The following is a 19,314-nucleotide window of genomic DNA, read 5'->3' as shown; positions in this document are numbered from 1 at the left end:
TAAGGTCTCCTTTTTTAATGTTATGGTAGCTAAAACTTTTGGAAGTGCAGTATCAGGCGTCGATGCCAATATCATCACAATAGAGGTAAATGTGGGGCAAGGAACCAACTTTTTCATGGTAGGCCTCCCTGACTCTGCCGTAAAGGAATCCCAGCAGCGGGTGGAAAGTGCCTTGAAGTACTTCGGGTATAGGATGCCACGCCAAAAAGTAGTGGTGAATCTGGCTCCAGCAGATATCCGAAAGGAAGGTTCTGCTTATGATCTACCAATTGCAATGGGGATTTTACAGGCTTCTGAGCAAGTAGAATTTCCTGCTCTGGGAGATTATGTGATCATGGGTGAGCTCGCTCTGGATGGTAATCTCAGGCCGATCAAAGGCGTGCTTCCCATTGCGATAGAAGCCCGAAAAAGGGGCTTCAAAGGTTTTATCCTTCCTGTGGAAAACACCAAAGAAGCATCGATTGTCAATAATTTGGACATCATCGGCGTGGAAACAATGCAACAAGCCACAGATTTTTTGATGGGAGACTTATTAATAGAACCTCTAGTTACAGATACCAGAGAGATTTTCTACCATTCCTTGGATGACATAGAATTTGACTTTGCTGACGTACAAGGGCAGGAAAATATCAAACGGGCAATGGAAATTGCTGCTGCCGGTGGACATAATGTGATCATGATAGGCCCACCTGGAGCTGGCAAGACCATGCTTGCAAAAAGATTACCTTCGATTCTTCCACCGCTGACTTTGGTGGAAGCCCTAGAAACTACAAAGATTCATTCTGTCGCAGGGAAGCTTGGTAAAAACGGCTCCCTCCTTGCCAATCGTCCATTTCGATCGCCGCATCACACGATCAGCGATGTGGCTTTAGTCGGCGGTGGCGGAAATCCTCAGCCGGGAGAAATCTCACTAGCCCATAATGGCGTACTTTTTCTAGATGAATTGCCTGAGTTCAAGCGCACCGTATTAGAAGTCATGCGTCAGCCGCTGGAAGAGCGCAGGGTTACGATATCCAGAGCTAAAGTCTCGGTGGATTTCCCCGCCAATTTTATGCTCATCGCCAGTATGAATCCATGTCCATGTGGCTATTACAATCACCCAGAGAAAGAATGCGTCTGCGGACCGGGAATCGTACAGCGTTATTTGAACAAAGTCTCAGGGCCACTCCTGGATCGAATTGATCTGCATGTGGAAGTGACGCCTGTCAAATTTGAAGAAATGACCTCCACCCGTAAAACTGAATCCAGCAAGGAAATTCGTGAACGTGTGATTCAAGGCCGCGAGCGCCAAAAGGAAAGATTTAAGGATAATCCAGAGGTTTTTTGCAATGCTATGATGCCTTCGCACATAACGAAGCAAATCTGCCAGATCAATGAAGCAGGTAAAATGCTTCTGAAAACTGCCATGGAGCGATTAGGCTTATCTGCTCGAGCTTATGACAGAATATTGAAAGTAGCCAGAACCATCGCCGACATCTCAGGCAGTGAAGAGATCAAAGTCGAGCATCTTGCCGAAGCGATACAGTATAGAAGTCTGGATAGAGAAGGATGGGCAGGGTGAGAAGGAAGTTTGAAACTTAAAATTAGAAATTTGAAAATGGGAAAATTAGAAATTCCGAAGTTCCACGAAACATTCAATCCTATCTTAGAAATTCTCAGTGATGGGAAATCTATCCATACACGTGAGTTAATCAGAAAAGTAATAGAAAAATATTATTCACACCTTCCAGAGGAAGTGCTAAATGAGAGAACAAAAAGCGGAGAGATCCTAATTCAAAATAGAATTGCTTGGGGTAAATCATATCTTAAAAAAGGTGGCTACCTTTTTATCCCAGAAAGAGGAATGACCCAAATAACTGATAAAGGTCTTGTTCAGAAAGACACCCTTTCTCTTAAAGATATCCAAGATGACTCAAACCTTTTTGAATTTTACTCGGAAGAAAAATCAAAAGGGATTTCAAAAGAAACTGAAATTCAAAGCTCTACTCCTCAAGACTTAATAGATAAAGGGTTCTCAGAAATTGAAACCCAAACAAAAACCGATTTACTGGATAAGTTAAAAACTATAGATCCTTACTATTTCGAGAAAGTCATTTTAATACTCCTGAAAAAGATGGGGTATGGAGACTTTATTGAAACCCCCAAATCGGGAGATGGCGGTATCGATGGAATAATTAATGAAGACAAATTAGGATTAGATAAAATATATATCCAAGCAAAACGGTTTGAAACAAATAAAGTGCGTGAGAAAGATATTAGGAATTTTATAGGCGCCATGAGTGGCGATACTACCAAAGGTGTTTTTGTAACAACCTCTCAATTTGATAAAGGAGCTGAAGAAAAAGCCAAATTTGCTCATCACAATTTAATTTTAATAGATGGTGAAAAACTTGTGAGTCTAATGCATGAATATAATGTTGGTGTTCAAATCAAATCAACATATGAAATCAAGCAGCTAGATGAAGATTTTTTTGAAGGACAATAATCATTTAATATCTTACCTATGACCCCTGAAATCCTCCTCCGCTACCTTCATTTTATCTGCATATTTGCGATTGTGGGAGCGCTGGTTTCTGAACATATTTTGAGAAAGAAAGAGCATTCACGAAAAGAAATCGAGAGAATAGCCAGTATGGACGGGGTTTATGAAATGCCCGCTCTGTTGCTATTGTTGGACTTACGCTCTGGCTGGGAGGATATGGTAAGCCGTCTGAGTTTTATACCCAAAATTTCATATTCCATATCAAAATCACACTCTTTGCGACGATAGGAATTCTTTCCATTTACCCGACGGTATTCTTTATCAAAAACAGAAAAGGAAACCCAGATGAAGTCGTGTCTATTCCAAAAACAATCTTTATGCAGCTAAGTTTTGAACTGCTGCTGTTATTCATTATTCTGCTTTTGGCAGGGTTGATGGCAAAAGGAATCGGAAGTTTTTGAAAATTATTCTTAAATTCCTTTTAAGATCAACTACCCTTCATTATGAAAAGAATCACAAAAAGAGATTTAGTATTCTTCGTGCTTGGACTATTTGCTTTCTTTTTGTTTGAAACAATCTATGATTGGGAAGAAAATGTAAAAGCAATTAAAGCAGGATATGAAGATGGCTATAACAGCTTTAACGAACAGTGAAAGTCAGGATCAAATTGAAATCAAAAACGATCACACCCTTAAAGTAAAATCATCAAATTCCATTCTGGCACCAATCTTTGCCTCGCATCTAAACTAACATAATCGCTCATGAAATCGAGCATGACTCAAGAGTCACACATTGTGATGATTATAAATCCTGCAAGATTCCATCCCGTTTCCTTCGTCACGGGACAGGTTATGACCTTTGAAAAATAAAATTATAACCATATGAAATATCTCACTTTTCTTCTTCTATTTATCTCATTTGGTGTCTTTGCCCAGGATATAATTCCCGCCAATAACGGAGACATCACTATCAATCCCATCACCCATGGCACTTTGGTCTTGGAGCATGGGGATCAGATTATCTACGTTGACCCTTATGGAGGTGCTGACTCTTTCAAAGGTCAGAAAAAACCTACTTTGGTATTGATTACGGATATCCATGGCGATCATCTTAACCAAGAAACGTTGGATGGATTAGATCTTTCGGGTGCAACAATTGTCGCCCCTCAAGCAGTTGCGGATAAACTGACTTCAGGTGCGGGTATGAAAGTAGAAGTTATCGGCAATGGTGAATCTAAAACCATTAATAAAATTAATATTAAAGCGATCCCAATGTACAACCTCCCAGAAACTGAGGATAGCCGCCACCCAAAAGGACGGGGAAATGGATACATTGTAACTTTAGGCGGAAAGCAAATCTATATCTCAGGTGACACTGAGGACATTCCTGAAATGAGAGCACTGAAAAATATCGAAGTAGCTTTTGTCTGCATGAACCTTCCTTATACTATGGATGTGGATCAGGCGGCTAGTGCAGTTTTGGAATTGCAGCCTGCGATTGTATATCCATACCACTACAGAGGGACGAATGGGCTAAACGATGTGGAAAAATTCAAAACACTTGTAAATCAGTCTGCACCAACCGTGGAAGTACGCTTAAGGAATTGGTACAAGTAGGACAAAAACCGTGTGGAGAAAAGGGGAGTATAGAGTCATTTCTATTCTCTCTTTTTTTTATTTAAGTGCCTCCTCCATGTCTTCCAGTAAATCATACAAATGCTCCAATCCCACCGACACCCGGATTAAGTTCTGGGGAGTCAGAGTTTCTGGCCCTTCTGAAGCAGCTCTGCGCTCGATCAAGCTTTCTACCCCCCCAAGGCTGGTCGCATTGGTGAAATACTTGAGTTTGGAAATCACGCGATCTGCATCCGCCGCTTCTCCTTTTACCTGAAAAGAAACAATGCCTCCAAACCCTGTCATCTGATTTGCTGCAATCAAATGCCCTGGATGAGCTCTCAGGCCGGGATAATAGACCTTTTCCACAGCTTCATGGGTGGAGAGAAAATTAGCCAAGACTATTGCATGCTCCGCATGACCTTTCATGCGATAAGGCAGAGTTTTGATACTTCTGCACAGATAGTAGCAATCCTGTGGCGATGGCACAGCACCTCCACCGATTTGTACGTTTTTCACTTTCGCCCAAAATCCATCTGCTTCTTTGGTAATCAAGGCACCTCCTAAGATATCCGAGTGTCCTCCTAAGTACTTCGTACTGGAATGCATCACAAGATCCGCCCCCAATTCGATGGGATTCTGAAAGACTGGAGTGGCAAATGTATTGTCACAGGCTAGCATGGCTCCTTTTTCCTTAGCCAATTTTGCGACAGCACTGATATCTGTAATCTTCAACAAGGGATTCGATGGCGTCTCCACCCAAACCACTTTTGTATTAGACTGGAAGGCACTTTCTACCTCTTCCAAATCAGTCATATCCACAAAAGTGGTTTCCAAAACTCCTTTGAAAATGGAAAGAATCGCATTTTTCAACCCATGATACATATCATCAGGCGCGATGATATGGGAACCAGGCTCCAATGCTTGGAAAACCGCCACTGCTGCCGAATTTCCCGAGGAAAAAGCCGCAGCATCGGCACCTTTTTCCAAACCAGCCAAAAGCTGCTCTAGCGCATGTCGATTAGGATTATTAGCCCTCGCATAGGTCATCGACTCTGGATGATGAATAAAGGTAGTGCTCAGGGTGATCGGCTGAACGACCGGCCTTTCAGAATCCGTAACGATATTTCCTCCGTGGATAGCGAGTGTTTCGAGTTTCATATGATTATAATTTGTCTTTTAAAGGCCATATGGAATCTCGCATGGTTGATAATCATCCTTCTGTGTGTCGGTTGAGTCATTCTCGATTTCATATGCTGATTGTTAATACTTGCAAAGGGCTGAGCTTGAAATTACCAATATTTCGGTGGACCCCGAAAAGAATTTGTAAAATGCCTCGAAGTCTGAAAAAAACTTTGAGTTCCCTTCCAACCTTTTACCTACCAAGTAACTCTTTTCAGTACAAGCCAATTCAATGAGTCCTCAAAAGCTAGACACCAAACTGATATCAAATGTACTCCAAGGCGACAGGTCTGCGCAGTTTCAGCTTTTTGAACTGACCAAAGGAATGCTTTATTCGATTTGCTTCAGAATAGTCAATGATGAGGATGAGGCAAACGACGTACTTCAGGATTCTTACGTGGAGATTTTCCAGAAAATCCACTCGTTGAAACATCCTGAAGCTTTGTTGTCTTGGATGAAGACGATCACGATTCGCAAGGCAATTGCGCAGACTAGAAAGAAAATCCATTTTGAACCGATCGAAGATGCGGAAAAGGAAACCAACGACACGTTTGATTCTTGGTTTGATGCCGAAATGCTTGATCAGGCTATAGCAAGCTTGCCTGCCGGGGCGAGAGCAGTATTTCTACTTTTATCAGTAGAAGGTTATTCTCACCGGGAAGCTTCTACTATGCTGGGGATATCAGAAAATACATCGAAATCTCAATTGAACTATGCCAAAACGCTCTTGAAAAAGCGAATTACTAAACTTCTGCAAGCATGAAATATAGCCTAAAACCAGATTTATGGAGTAAGATTCAGCAGCGGAAGGATTTTGATTCGCAGGTAAAAGAGCATGCGCAAAACCTTCCTGAGAGTATGCCTAAAATGGATCTTTGGAATGCAATAGAACATGAACTTGACCGAAAAACACCTGTAATCCCACTATGGAAATATGGAAGGGTGGCAGCTTCTGTTGGATTGATACTGGTGCTTTCTGGAATTGCTTATTTACAGTTTGGCGAAAAAGATGTGGGAACTCAAATGGTCACTGAGGTAGATGTACAAATTCCCGAAGTCAATTTACTTGATCAACAAACGAAAATTCAGCCAGAATCCTCAGTGGAGAAATTCAAACAAATTGAGCCAGATAATCCTAAACCGAACATAATTCAAAAGAAGTTAAGCGACAGAGAAACAACTGATCCTATCGTGTTTCCTAAGTTGGACTTACCTGATTTGGATACAAAAAATAAATTTGTTTCAAAATTAATAATTGCTCATTCTCTAGAAGCAGAGGAACCCGAGACATTGCACAAAGTCCGGATTTCTTGGGGAATACAGGAAAAAAGTAAAATCAGAACAACCTTCGGCGCAAGTGATCCAGAGCAAATCACTTTTCAACAAACCGGCAGAGCAGATCCTTCAAAGAATTCGATAAAAATCAAATTTCAAAAGCAATAATTCACTGAAACTTCTATAAGAAAATATTATGAAACGACTATTATTAGTTCCTTTCCTGGCATTGCTATGTGCTTCTCAAACCATGGCTCAACAGGTAGAAAACGAAATTTCAAATTCAAATCAAGAATGGCTGGATAAGGATTGGCCAATAACAGACACCTTGGTATTTGATTTCCCAAATGAAAGTGCCTTAGTGCTATATTTCAATGCCACGGAATTCACAGCAGTTGAATTGACTGAAGAGTTTGAACCTTTGCTTCGCAAAGCAACAGACTTTCCTGAGTTCACCACTCTTGCTTATAGAATTGGGGAGAACTTTACACCCACAAGTCTAAAAACTGTAAAACATCAGATTGAGAAAAAGTACGTCCCCTACATAGACAGTTTGGAATTGACTTTCCCAGTCGGATTGGACTATACAGGAGGGGACTTCACACCGGTAGTCGGATTCCGGGCACATGTCAATTGGCGCAATTTCTCACTTGGCGGTTCCATCACCAATACGATTTATTTTCCTGAGCGGGTGGAAAACAACGTTAAGGTGAACAGTAATTGGTTTGCAAATGCAGAATTTGCCTGGGAATTTGGAAACCTGCAAGACCCGCGCAGAAATACATTTGGTGTAGGCTATTTGATCAATGAAAACAAAAGCCAATTATTCAGCGGAACCACCATGCAGGCATATTACAATAGAAAATTGAGCAAACATATTTCTATACAGGTAGGTGTGATCAGCACCGAGAACTTCCAAACCTTCTATCCTACTGTGGGAATCAGGTTCTGGTAATATGATCGAAGTATAAAACCAAAAAAGCCAGCGATTTGCTGGCTTTTTTGGTTGGAATATTTAATGAGATTGCTTCGCTCCTTCGTCGCTCGCAAAGACGTGAACTTCTGTCACCCAACTTAGGGCTTATCTAATTCTATCCACGGATTTAAGCAAAGCCACATCTTTTCTTATAAACCGATTGGCGAGCATATTGCAGACCATCGCTGCCAAAATCGCCCAAAAGCCAATTTGATAGTCGCCATTATCTGCTGAGGCGATTTCCTTATTTACACCATTTGTAGTCAAAAAAACAATCACAACAAGCCCTACCATCAACAGGGAATTGACCATATTGATCATCATCTGTCTTCCAAGATTTCTATATTGGAAGATCGAAATAATAGCCAAAAGACCTACAAATGATGCCAATGCGGCGACATACCAGTTTGAAGAAGATTGAAGGATTTCACCTGTAGCACTACTTTGCTCTAAAAACAATGCGTTGAGTTTCCAGCTATCACCGGAATCTGCCATTACTTGTACCCAAAGGTCTAAGCCCAAAGTCAATCCCATGGCCACAGCCACTAGGAGAAGGAAAATTGATTGTAAGCGCTGGATCATTTCTTTCTGATTTTTTGGCAAAGAAAAGGTCTTATGACTTCATTACCAAGGAAAGCAGGTTTCTCCATGTGAATTGATTGGGAATAGTATCTTTGCAGCCGTATGTGTGAGCGCAAAAGATATTTCCTGGATATTAGTTACAAAGGTACGCGCTATCATGGCTGGCAAATCCAGGAAAATGCATTTACTGTCCAAGAAGCTCTGGAAGCTGGACTTTCTGCTTATTTCAGAAATCCAATCTCCGTGATGGGAAGTGGACGTACGGATACCGGCGTGCATGCAAGCATGCAAGTCTGCCATTTTGATACTGAGCAGGAAATAGATAGAGACAAGTTTCTTCGGGCTATCAATGGCATTTTGCCAAAGGACATTTCGGTTAATTCCATCCGTGAAGTAAAAGTAGATGCACATGCGAGATTCAGCCCCAAAAGCAGATCTTACATTTATCGGATGATTTTGCAAAAAAGCCCGTTTATTGAGGACTATGTCTGGAGACATTACTTCAATCCAGATATAGATAGAATGAATGAGGCTGCCAAAATCCTGTTGGAACACCATGATTTTGAGTGCTTCAGCAAAGTCCATACGGCGGTAAAACATTTCCGATGTGAAATAAAATCAGCTCATTGGGAACAAAAAGACGGGGAATTGCAATTTCATATAACTGCGAACCGATTTTTGCGTGGAATGGTAAGAGCAATTGTGGGAACACTTGTAGATATTGGCCTAGGCAAAATGGATCCCGGGGAAATGCATGCGATCATCGCATCACGGAATCGAAAGAAGGCGGGGAAATCAGCACCTGCTAGCGGCCTGTTTTTAAGCAGAATTGAATATTCAGAAGACATTTATTTAGATTAGTTTACCTTGAGCCTAGAACAAGAAAAATCATCATCCGGCGAAATCGTCGATTCGAAAGTACTCAAGCAGCTATACGGCTTTGTAAAACCTTACAAAGCCCAGTTCTATTTTCTTATCCTTCTTACCATCGCTCTTGCCATATTGGCGCCCACTCGGCCGTATTTTATACAAATAGCGATAGATGATTATATCGCTGTGGGTGACGCAGCAGGACTTTTGAAAATCATTTATTTGCTCATAGGATTAATGATTGTCCAGGCTTTTGTGCAGTGGGCACATACGTTTTATTCAGGCTGGATTGGTCAGATAATTATCCGTGATATTCGGGTAAAGCTTTACAAGCATCTACTCAAGCTCCGCTTAAAATTCTTTGACAATACGCCAATCGGCAGACTGGTCACCAGAAATATTTCTGACATAGAAACGCTCGCCGATGTATTTTCTGAAGGTTTGGCTGCAATCATCGGCGATCTATTGCAACTTGTAACTATCCTTGCTGTGATGTTTTACATCGACTGGAAGCTTACCTTGGTGAGTTTAAGCACCTTGCCGCTGATGATTATTTCCACGTATGTGTTTAAGGAAAAAATCAAAGTAACCTTCAATGATGTCAGAAACGCTGTTTCCAATTTGAATTCCTTTCTGCAAGAGCATATCACGGGGATGAACATCGTGCAGATATTTAATCGGGAAGAAAGGGAATTTGAAAAATTCAAAACAATAAACAAGGAGCACAGAAGAGCTCATATCAGGTCTGTCCTTTATTATTCGATTTACTTTCCTGTTGCGGAAATCATCCAAGCAATAGGGATTGGCTTAGTGGTGTGGTATGGAGCCGTTGGGGTGTTAGGAATGGATATTGAGATCGGTGTGTTGATCTCTTTCATCATGTACTTGCAGCTTTTCTTCAGACCAATTCGGATGATTGCTGACCGGTTCAACACGCTACAAATGGGCGTAGTAAGTTCTTCCCGCATTTTCAGGCTGCTCGATAGCGATGAGCATATCGCCAATGAGGGGAATTATAGCCCTGCCAGAGTCAAAGGCAACATCAAATTAGAAAATGTCTGGTTTGCTTATGTGGACCAAGACTACGTGCTCAAAGACATCAGTTTCGAAGTAGAGTCAGGCCAGACAGTCGCTTTAGTAGGCGCTACGGGAGCAGGCAAATCTTCCATAATCAATTTGATCTCTAGATTCTATGAAATCAATAAAGGTCATATTTCTATCGATGGCCATGATATCCGGGAATTTGAACTAGACACTTTGCGCAAGCATATAGGAGTAGTCCTTCAGGACGTTTTTCTTTTTTCCAATACAATTTTCTACAATATCACGTTAGGTAATCCAAGTATCACGCGTAAGCAAGTGATGTACGCAGCAGAGCTGGCTGGCGCAAAAAGATTTATAGAAAGGCTTCCCGGCGGGCTTGATTACAATGTAATGGAGCGTGGCGCTACACTTTCTGTAGGTCAGCGACAATTGATTTCTTTTGTAAGGGCGATGGTTTACAATCCCGAAATTATCATTCTGGATGAAGCTACTTCATCGGTAGATACAGAAACAGAAGAATTGATCCAAGAATCTATTGAGACTATGATGACTGGAAGAACTTCCATCGTAATTGCCCATAGACTTTCCACTATTCAAAAAGCGCATAAAATCATTGTCCTTAATAAAGGGGAAATTGTAGAGACGGGCACTCATGATTCTTTACTAGAATTAGGCGGTTACTACACCCAATTGCATCAGATGCAACTCAAGACAATGGCGATCTAGCCTGATTTTTGATTTCTATTCTAAAAACCATATATCAAGTGAAATACAGATTAATTACCCTATTGGTATTATTACCATTTATTAGTTTTGCCCAGGAAAGAGGAATCGGAATCCGTCTGGGCGAGCCTCTTTCCATTACCTACAAGGACTTTCTCAGCGAATACATTTCCATCGAAGGAATGATCGGGGTAGCCGGAATCAACGGGGCAAGCTATTATCAAAAAGACTTCGAAAGTAACCTGCCTGAGTCCAACGCATTTTATATTTCTCACAGTGCCAAAAAAGGAATCTCTTTCAATGTACGCTCAGCTTATCATGAAGATATCACAGACATTTTTGGAATTACAGAAGGATATCTGCTTGCCTATGCTGGTGCAGGGATTCAACTGAGAACGACCAAAGTCACTTATACTTATAGAAATGGACAGAATGCTTCATTTTTACAGAATGACAGCCGAACTAATGTCGATTTTGGGCCAGAGGCGTTCATTGGGGCTGAGTATTATTTTGATGATGTCCCTATTTCTGTTTTTGGTGAGGCGGGCTTTTTCCTAGAATTGATTGACCGCATTGGTCACATCAAAGGGCAGGGAGGTATTGGCGTCCGCTATATTTTCTAAGAATGAAAAAAAAAATTGTACTAGCCATCGCTTCTCTAGCAATCCTGGCATTTGTAGGGTTTTGGGGATTTCAGAAATTAGGTGGAAATGCACCCATCGATATTCAGCTTATCCAAAGCAAACCTGAAAACCTGGTGGGGATAACCTATAGAGGAACTCCAGGAAATGAGGAATTGGGGAAGGTTTTCGAGAAGATGGAAACTCAGAAGGGGATGCACCCCGGTAGCTACCTTCATACTATCTATGAAGTGGAGCCCGCTGGCAAACTAGACACCATGATCGTTTTTGTAGGAATCAATCAAAACCTGCCGAGTACTGATTTAGAATTTCGAACCTTCGATAATAGCAGGTACTTACTTGCCAAAATCAAAAGCAATAAATGGGTAATGCCCAGTCCAGAAACTGTAAAAGAAAGACTGAGAGAATTTGCTCAAGAAAAGCAGCTGGAATTAAGTGGTGTTTTTATCGATAAGATCATCTCCGAAGAGGAAGTTCAGGTCATTGCGCCAGTTAAGTAAAAAATTGTTTAGGATTTTTAACCAACCATTTAATGGCACAATTCGTGAAAACAACTTACTAACCTTAACAAACTACTCCTATGAAAAATATCAACACATTAATTTTGGCTCTTTTCGGGCTGGTTGTATTCCAAGCATGTGAAGGGCCTGAAGGACCACAGGGGGCTCCCGGTTTTGATGGGGAAGATGGCGTCAATATCGTTTCAGAAGTTTTTGAAGTAGAGGTTGATTTTACTGCTGCCAATGACTATAGCGAGATTTTCTCATTTGACCCAATCATTGTTGAAAGTGATGTGGTTCTTTCATTCGTTTTATGGGAAGTTGACGGCCAAACGCCAATATGGAGAGCAATGCCACAAACTGCTTATTTTCAAGAAGGAGGCATTCTAGTATATAATTATGACTTCACTAGAAGCGATTTCAGTCTGTTCTTGGATGGGAATTTAGACCTTAGCACACTTAGTACGGACTGGACTGACAATCAGCTTTTCAGGGTAGTTGTACTCCCTGGAGATTTTACTTCCACTAATGCAAGGATTGATCTAACCGATTATGATGCAGTCACAAAACTTCTTGGGCTGAACGATGCTGACTTTAAGCGAATAGAATTGAAATAATTCATAAAAATATTAATCTAAACCAACTGATTACTACAAGCTGGATCTATGCGAGACATCGATCCAGCTTTTTTATGTGTCAAATATCCCAGCCAAAAATAATTTGGCGCTTATCTTTGCCCTATGCATTTGAAAAACGACCTCTTACTTCGAGCCGCCAAAGGCGAACCTACAGAACGAACCCCGGTATGGCTAATGCGCCAAGCGGGTAGAATTTTACCAGAATATAGAAAAGTACGCGACAGTGTGAGTGGATTTATTGAGCTTGCTCAGACTCCAGATCTTGCAGCCGAAGTAACTATTCAGCCTGTTGATTTATTAGGCGTGGATGCTGCCATAATTTTTTCAGACATTTTAGTGATTCCCGAAGCTATGGGATTGCCTTATGAAATGGTAGAGAAAAGAGGTCCTTTATTTCCAAGTACAGTCAGATCTGAAGCTGATTTAAAGAAACTACACATTTCTGATGGGGCCGAACTTCGCTATGTAACAGATGCGATTACTATCACCAGAAAAGCTTTGAATGGACGTGTGCCTTTAATCGGCTTTGCAGGCGCACCTTGGACTATTTTCTCGTATATGGTAGAAGGGCATGGAAGCAAAACCTTCTCTGCAGCTAGAGAGATGCTCTACACTCAACCTGCCTTTTCTCACAAGCTGCTCCAGATGATCACTGACAGCACGATCAACTACTTGAAAGCTCAGATCGAAGCAGGTGCGCAATTGGTTCAACTTTTCGACAGCTGGGCTGGAATCTTGGGGCCAAAGCAATATGCGGAATTTTCCTTGCCATACATCGCTCAGATCTGTGAAGCAATCACTACTGTACCAAAAACTGTTTTTGCCAAAGGAGCATTCTTTGCAAGAGAAGAAATGGGTAGATTGAATTGCGAAACGATCGGTTTGGACTGGAATATGGGAATCGCTGAGTCGAGGAAGTTGATCGGTGATACTAAAACATTACAGGGGAATCTAGATCCTGCGGCACTATATGGCACGGCCGATCAGGTGCGTGAAGCGACAGTTGAAATGATGGAGCAGTTCCGTGGTACTCGTCACATTGCCAACCTTGGTCATGGAGTTTATCCGGATATTGACCCAGAAATGGTCAAGGTATTCATCCAGACTGTAAAAGATTTTAAGTAATCAAAAGGAGCTTCAAGGCTCCTTTTTTATTTTATACCGGCTTAATCTCATCTCCTATTTTTAAAATCCCACTTGAAAATGCGACCATATTTTGTCCAAAAAGTATTTTGTTACTCACTTTTCTATACGTCGCCAAAGTTTTCAGTGGTTCGGTAGCTTTTACTCCTGTATCTTGATCTACAGTAGTCATTATACAGCGTGCACAGTGTTTGACTACCTGAAAGTCTAACTCTCCTATCTGTATTTTACCCCAAGAATCCTCGGCAAATGGATTTCCTCCCGAAAAGACAATGTTTGGCCGAAAGCGGTTCATAGGTACAGGAGCTTCTAATCGGGAGTTAAGATCTTGAAGCGATTCCTGGCCAATAAGTAGGTAGGGCATTCCGTCGGCGAAACTCACCGATTCTCCATTCACAGCATATCTTGGATCTACTTTTCGTTCCGTCGAAAGGGGCATTTTCACTAATCGTACATGCATACCCAGCACCTTACTAAACCAACTATCAATTTCCAGATTGACCAGCCGTGCTGGCATCTCATCATCCCATACTGTCACGGAAGAGATTTCGTCTCCTTCCTCAGCGATTGGGATATGTACAAAATCGTCTGGCTTCGAAATATGGCATACGGAAAGGTAATCGACCCCAATTGTAACATGCAGCCTTGCCATATGCGGAAAAGTACGCTGAGACAGAAATTGACCAGTTTTATCCACCAACATCCAACGGCGATCGAGTTCAAATCCCCTTTCTTCTACTTTGGCTTCCGTGAGGCGCACGCCGGCGAGAGATTTAATTGGATAAATATATAGGTCTTGAATAACTAGAGGTTCTGGCATGATCTAAAAATAAGTCTCTATGCTAGAAAACTCCTTCTTCAGATGAAAAAATTTTTAACGACAGAAACAAATCTTTAAAATGAGTCGACATCGAAGCTCCTAGTTCAAATTCTCTATTGACTGTGAGTATAGCTACTCCCAGCAAAATCACTAAGCACCATCGACATCGTTCTCCCCTATTTCCCTTTAAAAAAAGCTTCATTCTATCTAATAGATGCAGAAGTCAGCTTACAGGTTGCAAAGGCAAAGAGATTTTTCTAAAAACTGTCAGTTTGGAGATTTCACAAGAACAGAAAAATGACAATTCAGTAGTTTTCTGCCCCTTCTATTGTCAAATCATCTGCCAATGTGACACAAAATCACATGATTTTCCAGATGGCACATCCATTGAAGAAAGGGAGATGTATCAATTTGAAATAACTTAAAAACATATAATCATGGGAAAAATCATCGGCATTGACTTAGGAACAACCAACTCCTGCGTAGCAGTAATGGAAGGTAATGAACCGGTAGTCATTCAAAACAGTGAAGGAAGAAGAACCACACCTTCAATTGTGGCTTTCCTTGACAACGGAAACGGTGAGCGTAAAGTAGGCGACCCTGCAAAGCGACAAGCAATTACTAACCCTGCCAACACCATTTCCTCAGTTAAAAGGTTTATGGGCAAAAGATTCTCTGAAGTTTCTGAAGAGAAAAAACATGCCTCCTATAAAGTAGAAAAAGGATCCAACGACACTATTGTAGTGAAGATTGGTGACAGATCTTATACCCCACAAGAACTTTCTGCAATGATCCTTCAGAAAATGAAGACTACAGCAGAGGATTTCTTGGGACAGGCAGTGACAGAAGCAGTAATTACTGTACCTGCATACTTCAATGATTCTGAGCGTCAAGCTACTAAAGAAGCTGGACAGATCGCCGGCCTTGAAGTGAAGCGTATCATCAACGAGCCTACAGCTGCGGCTTTGGCATACGGTATGGACAAAAAGCACAAGGACATGAAGATCGCTGTGTATGACCTTGGCGGCGGTACATTTGATATTTCAGTACTAGAACTTGGCGATGGCGTATTTGAAGTAAAATCTACCAACGGTGATGTACATCTAGGTGGAGATGATTTTGATCAGGTTATCATGAACTGGCTCGCTGATGAGTTCAAGTCTGAGGAGCAAATCGATCTTAGACAAGATCCAATGGCACTACAGAGATTGAAAGAAGCTTCTGAAAAAGCTAAAATTGAACTTTCTAGTTCTGCATCTACAGAGATCAACTTGCCTTATATCACTGCTACTCAGACAGGTCCTAAACACTTGGTGAGAACCTTGAGTAGAGCGAAATTTGAGCAACTTTCTGAAGATCTGGTAAGAAGGTCTATGGAGCCATGTAAAAAAGCTTTGGCAGATGCCGGCTTGAGCCCTTCCGATATAGATGAAGTGATCTTGGTAGGTGGTTCAACTAGAATCCCTAAAATCCAGGAAGAAGTTGAGAAGTTCTTTGGTAAAAAACCTTCTAAAGGTGTAAACCCTGATGAGGTGGTAGCAATTGGCGCTGCAATCCAAGGTGGTGTACTTACTGGCGAAGTAAAAGATGTTCTTCTATTAGATGTGACTCCTCTTTCACTGGGTATCGAAACAATGGGTGGAGTATTGACCAAATTGATCGAGGCTAATACTACTATTCCTACCAAGAAATCCGAGACATTCTCTACTGCTGCAGATAATCAACCAGCTGTGGATATCCACGTACTTCAGGGTGAAAGACCAATGGCTAAGGATAACCGAAGCATTGGTAGATTCCAGCTTTCTGACATTCCACCAGCTCAAAGAGGAGTACCACAAATCGAAGTGACTTTCGACATCGATGCTAACGGTATCCTAAATGTATCTGCAAAAGATAAAGGAACTGGCAAAGAGCAGAAGATTAAGATTGAAGCTTCCTCAGGACTTTCACAGGAAGAAATAGACAGAATGAAGTCTGAAGCTGAAGCAAATGCTGCCACTGATAAAGCGGAGAAAGAGAAAATTGACAAGCTGAACCAAGCTGACAGCTTAGTGTTCCAAACTGAGAAGCAGTTGAAAGAATACGGAGACAAGCTTTCCGAAGGAAACAAAACGGCTATCAGCTCAGCTTTGGAGGCATTGAAAACTGCTCATCAATCTCAAAACCTTGAGGGGATCGACTCTGCAATGGAGGGGCTGAACAAAGCATGGGAAGCTGCTTCTACAGAAATGTACAATGCAGCGGGTGCTGAAGGTGCAGGTGCAGCTGGAACTGATCCAAATGCCGGAGCAGGCTCTGCTGATACTGGTGATGGAGTTTCTGATGTCGATTACGAAGAAGTAAGCGAAGAAGAGAAAAAATAATAGCTTGCTAAGCTAAACCAACTCAAAAAGGCATCTGTGTAAAAGCAGGTGCCTTTTTAGTTACATAGTTAAGATTATTGCCTCAAGACTCTAGGTACCCATATTTTAATTGTAGAAATCTAACGCCATGCAATTGACAGCTGATAACAAACTAAAGAAACTCATAGTAGTAGGTGACCGCGTTTTGATTCGGTTGAAAAAGCCGAATGAAAAAACAGGTTCAGGTTTATACTTACCACCTGGGGTTCAAGAAAAAGAAAAAGTCCAGCAAGGTTATATCATCAAAGCTGGCCCAGGCTATCCTATTCCAATGCCAGTTGAAAATCAAGAGCCGTGGATGGACAAAGAAGAACAAGTAAAATACATTCCACTACAGGCAAAGGAGGGTGACTTAGCCATCTTTTTACTATCTGGTGCGCATGAAATAATTTATGAAAATCAAAAATATTTCATTGTTTCTCAAGGAGCTATTCTTATGCTCGAAAGAGAGCAAGATCTGTAAAGTAAAAAGCTCGGAACCTACCGAGCTTTTTGATTTCTATTTCTTATCACTACTTAGTGCCACCAGAATTTTTTAGGCCGCATTGATTTTGGGATAACATAGCTTGCTTTTGATCCAGAAACAACTAATTCAGGATCCTCCCAAACCTTACTATTCTTAGCTTTTAATCCTTTTGGATTGTTAACATTTTCACGGAAACTTACCATTTTATAAATTCTTCTTTCTGCTTCATTCCAGACCTTGGCATTTTTAGCCGCTGGCCCTTTCGGTGTAAGTGGCGTTTGTTGATAGACTACTGCAATAGACCTACTTGTCTTTTGACTGAGCTTAGCATTTTTTGCTTTTGGCCCAGTTACATTTTGTGAAAATGCAAATGTGGAAATCATCATAAAAGTGATAAGGAATGTTGACCTTCTCATTAGTTGTATATTTGGATTGTTCCTATTGAAATATACTGAAATGATAAGGATAGGTTACAAATAATCAATATTTCTTATATCTTTTTGGGTGAAATATGAAATTTTATTCTTTAAAAGTTCAATTGACCAACTAAAATAGGTGTGATTAAAAGGCTCAATTAGCTCAATCAACACTAGTATTGCAAAAAAACAACTAAAATTAAATCCGAATTTTACGATAAAAACATAGAATCAAAAAAACCGGGATGAAATTCATCCCGGCTTAATTTTAACAATATACCCTGCTTATATTTTTAGAATGCAAACACTGCTGCCAGCATAAATGAGGCTAAACTTTTGCTTGGATTCAAATCCTTATTCATAAAGAAATCTTCTCCCATCGAATCTAATCTTAACTCAGGGATTAAAGTTAGGTTTTTGTGAACTTTTGCATTTCCTGAAAGAGTTACTGCAAACACGTTTCCATCACCATTTCCATCCACCCCAACTACACCCTCAAGGCCTCCGTTGAATACACTGAAGTACTCTCCACGAAGTCCCAAAGCAAATTTCTCTGAAGTAGTCGCTTGCAAATAACCTGCAAAACCGTAAAAACCAGATCCATCTCCATCAGTATCCTGTACATCAGACCCACTGAAAATTTCACCTGAAGAAGTGGTATTGTAAGTAGTATTCACCCCTATATATACTGCATCAGAAACATTAAAACCTGTCGTCAAATCAACCTGGAACGTATTCCCCATAGAAGTTGCACCTGGAATTAATCCTCCGTTATCTACATCCAGCCTTCCGTCTTGATCGCCATATACAAAATTCAAGTACGTACTTCCTGCATCAGTAGAATATCCCAATTGAGCTCCCAGTGTATAGGTTCCAGCTAAATTGAACTCCGTCATATCTGTAGGATTCATCACTGCTGCCATCAATGACCAATTATCAGAAAGTTCGAAATCAGCTTTCAAACCAGTATGAGAAAACGGGCCATATGAGAACATGTAAGATGTAGAATAGTTGAAATTACCCGTTGGAGAAATCACTTCGTAACCCAAGAATGTATTGAAATTACCCATCGTTAAAGTAACTACATCAGATACATTCCAATACACATACAATTGATTCACTATTTGCGAACTACCTGCCATACCGCCAGCATATAACGGAGAACCAAAAACGGCATCTTCACCCCTAGGGCCAAACACCAAATCAGCTACTGCACCTATTTTCTCTCCTTCATAGGTGGCAATAATATTTGCCATACCTAACGAAAAGCCTGGAAGATTACCAAAGGATGAAGCTGGCGCTTGAAAATTATCACCTTTGTTAGGTGCGTTTAAATTGGTCCGGAAATAAGCATCTACAGAACCAGAGAATGTAAACTTGGACAGTTCCTCTTCTTCAACTGTAGTAGCCTCTTGGGCAAATGTATTTGTTACACCAAAAAGCAAAATTGCTAGTATAAATTGTTGAATTTTTTTCATGTTTTTATAGGTATAGGATTATAAATAATAATTAGTTTTTAATGATGCCAAAGAATTAGGAAT

Annotated in this window: 20 protein-coding genes and 1 pseudogene; 16 read left to right on the top strand and 5 right to left on the bottom strand. The window is 40.9% G+C overall.

Features of this window, described 5'->3' with window-relative positions:
* Window positions 1-22: 22 nt before the first annotated feature.
* The 5 genes and pseudogenes from U3A58_RS14675 to U3A58_RS14650 all read left to right on the top strand — a co-directional run bounded on the left by U3A58_RS14675 (window position 23) and on the right by U3A58_RS14650 (window position 4,098).
* The gene (locus U3A58_RS14675) at window positions 23-1,561 is read left to right on the top strand and encodes a YifB family Mg chelatase-like AAA ATPase (protein WP_323824536.1); all 1,539 of its coding nucleotides are present in this window, start codon (window positions 23-25) and stop codon (window positions 1,559-1,561) included.
* 36 nt (window positions 1,562-1,597) lie between these two features.
* The gene (locus U3A58_RS14670) at window positions 1,598-2,485 is read left to right on the top strand and encodes a restriction endonuclease (RefSeq protein WP_323824534.1); all 888 of its coding nucleotides are present in this window, start codon (window positions 1,598-1,600) and stop codon (window positions 2,483-2,485) included.
* A gap of 18 nt (window positions 2,486-2,503) precedes the next feature.
* A pseudogene (locus U3A58_RS21860) lies at window positions 2,504-2,943 on the top strand (DUF2214 family protein).
* Between the two features lie 42 nt (window positions 2,944-2,985).
* Window positions 2,986-3,135, top strand: coding sequence for a hypothetical protein (locus tag U3A58_RS14655; protein WP_323824530.1), 150 nt, complete (start codon window positions 2,986-2,988; stop codon window positions 3,133-3,135).
* Window positions 3,136-3,363: 228 nt separating this feature from the next.
* A complete protein-coding gene (locus tag U3A58_RS14650; RefSeq protein ID WP_323824528.1) occupies window positions 3,364-4,098 on the top strand; it encodes an MBL fold metallo-hydrolase in 735 nt (244 codons plus the stop codon).
* A gap of 57 nt (window positions 4,099-4,155) precedes the next feature.
* Here U3A58_RS14650 and U3A58_RS14645 read toward each other — a convergent pair whose 3' ends face one another.
* A complete protein-coding gene (locus U3A58_RS14645) occupies window positions 4,156-5,256 on the bottom strand; it encodes a trans-sulfuration enzyme family protein (RefSeq protein ID WP_323824526.1) in 1,101 nt (366 codons plus the stop codon).
* A gap of 253 nt (window positions 5,257-5,509) precedes the next feature.
* Between U3A58_RS14645 and U3A58_RS14640 the strand changes: the two genes are divergently transcribed.
* The 3 genes from U3A58_RS14640 to U3A58_RS14630 are packed head-to-tail and all read left to right on the top strand — an operon-like array spanning window position 5,510 to window position 7,507.
* Complete coding sequence (locus U3A58_RS14640; RefSeq protein ID WP_323824524.1) at window positions 5,510-6,040, top strand: RNA polymerase sigma factor; 531 nt, start codon at window positions 5,510-5,512, stop codon at window positions 6,038-6,040.
* Window positions 6,037-6,720 carry a hypothetical protein gene (locus U3A58_RS14635; protein WP_323824522.1) on the top strand — a complete coding sequence of 228 codons (684 nt, stop codon included), beginning with the start codon at window positions 6,037-6,039 and terminating at the stop codon, window positions 6,718-6,720. The genes U3A58_RS14640 and U3A58_RS14635 overlap by 4 nt, the downstream gene beginning before the upstream one ends.
* A gap of 28 nt (window positions 6,721-6,748) precedes the next feature.
* Window positions 6,749-7,507 (top strand): hypothetical protein, encoded by a 759-nt coding sequence (locus U3A58_RS14630; RefSeq protein ID WP_323824520.1) that lies wholly within the window; start codon window positions 6,749-6,751, stop codon window positions 7,505-7,507.
* A gap of 126 nt (window positions 7,508-7,633) precedes the next feature.
* Here U3A58_RS14630 and U3A58_RS14625 read toward each other — a convergent pair whose 3' ends face one another.
* Window positions 7,634-8,110 (bottom strand): DUF4293 domain-containing protein, encoded by a 477-nt coding sequence (locus U3A58_RS14625; protein WP_323824518.1) that lies wholly within the window; start codon window positions 8,108-8,110, stop codon window positions 7,634-7,636.
* 102 nt (window positions 8,111-8,212) lie between these two features.
* Here U3A58_RS14625 and truA point away from each other — a divergent pair, with 102 nt between their 5' ends.
* The 6 genes from truA to hemE all read left to right on the top strand — a co-directional run bounded on the left by truA (window position 8,213) and on the right by hemE (window position 13,651).
* Complete coding sequence (truA, locus tag U3A58_RS14620; protein ID WP_323824516.1) at window positions 8,213-8,971, top strand: tRNA pseudouridine(38-40) synthase TruA; 759 nt, start codon at window positions 8,213-8,215, stop codon at window positions 8,969-8,971.
* A 6-nt stretch (window positions 8,972-8,977) separates the two neighbouring features.
* On the top strand, window positions 8,978-10,750 hold the full coding sequence (locus U3A58_RS14615; protein ID WP_323824514.1) for an ABC transporter ATP-binding protein: 1,773 nt from the start codon (window positions 8,978-8,980) through the stop codon (window positions 10,748-10,750).
* A gap of 38 nt (window positions 10,751-10,788) precedes the next feature.
* Window positions 10,789-11,370: a hypothetical protein gene (locus U3A58_RS14610; RefSeq protein ID WP_323824512.1), complete on the top strand. Its 582-nt coding sequence runs from the start codon at window positions 10,789-10,791 to the stop codon at window positions 11,368-11,370.
* A gap of 2 nt (window positions 11,371-11,372) precedes the next feature.
* On the top strand, window positions 11,373-11,888 hold the full coding sequence (locus U3A58_RS14605; RefSeq protein WP_323824510.1) for a hypothetical protein: 516 nt from the start codon (window positions 11,373-11,375) through the stop codon (window positions 11,886-11,888).
* Window positions 11,889-11,968: 80 nt separating this feature from the next.
* Complete coding sequence (locus U3A58_RS14600) at window positions 11,969-12,505, top strand: hypothetical protein (protein WP_323824508.1); 537 nt, start codon at window positions 11,969-11,971, stop codon at window positions 12,503-12,505.
* 123 nt (window positions 12,506-12,628) lie between these two features.
* Entirely contained in the window at window positions 12,629-13,651 is a 1,023-nt protein-coding gene (gene hemE / locus U3A58_RS14595) for a uroporphyrinogen decarboxylase (protein WP_323824506.1), read from the top strand.
* Between the two features lie 31 nt (window positions 13,652-13,682).
* Here the strand turns inward: hemE and U3A58_RS14590 are convergent, their stop codons facing one another.
* A complete protein-coding gene (locus tag U3A58_RS14590) occupies window positions 13,683-14,489 on the bottom strand; it encodes an MOSC domain-containing protein (protein WP_323824504.1) in 807 nt (268 codons plus the stop codon).
* Between the two features lie 437 nt (window positions 14,490-14,926).
* Between U3A58_RS14590 and dnaK the strand changes: the two genes are divergently transcribed.
* Entirely contained in the window at window positions 14,927-16,852 is a 1,926-nt protein-coding gene (dnaK, locus tag U3A58_RS14585; protein WP_323824502.1) for a molecular chaperone DnaK, read from the top strand.
* 127 nt (window positions 16,853-16,979) lie between these two features.
* Window positions 16,980-17,354 carry a co-chaperone GroES gene (locus U3A58_RS14580; RefSeq protein WP_323824499.1) on the top strand — a complete coding sequence of 125 codons (375 nt, stop codon included), beginning with the start codon at window positions 16,980-16,982 and terminating at the stop codon, window positions 17,352-17,354.
* A 53-nt stretch (window positions 17,355-17,407) separates the two neighbouring features.
* Here U3A58_RS14580 and U3A58_RS14575 read toward each other — a convergent pair whose 3' ends face one another.
* Both U3A58_RS14575 and U3A58_RS14570 read right to left on the bottom strand, forming a co-directional pair.
* A complete protein-coding gene (locus U3A58_RS14575; protein ID WP_323824497.1) occupies window positions 17,408-17,773 on the bottom strand; it encodes a hypothetical protein in 366 nt (121 codons plus the stop codon).
* 293 nt (window positions 17,774-18,066) lie between these two features.
* The gene (locus U3A58_RS14570) at window positions 18,067-19,251 is read right to left on the bottom strand and encodes a porin (RefSeq protein WP_323824495.1); all 1,185 of its coding nucleotides are present in this window, start codon (window positions 19,249-19,251) and stop codon (window positions 18,067-18,069) included.
* Between the last annotated feature and the right edge of the window lie 63 nt (window positions 19,252-19,314).

It is taken from the genome of Algoriphagus persicinus, from assembly GCF_035156415.1.
Taxonomy (GTDB): domain Bacteria; phylum Bacteroidota; class Bacteroidia; order Cytophagales; family Cyclobacteriaceae; genus Algoriphagus; species Algoriphagus persicinus.
Note: the sequence above shows the minus strand (reverse complement) of the source record. Positions and strands in the feature narration are given on the sequence as shown.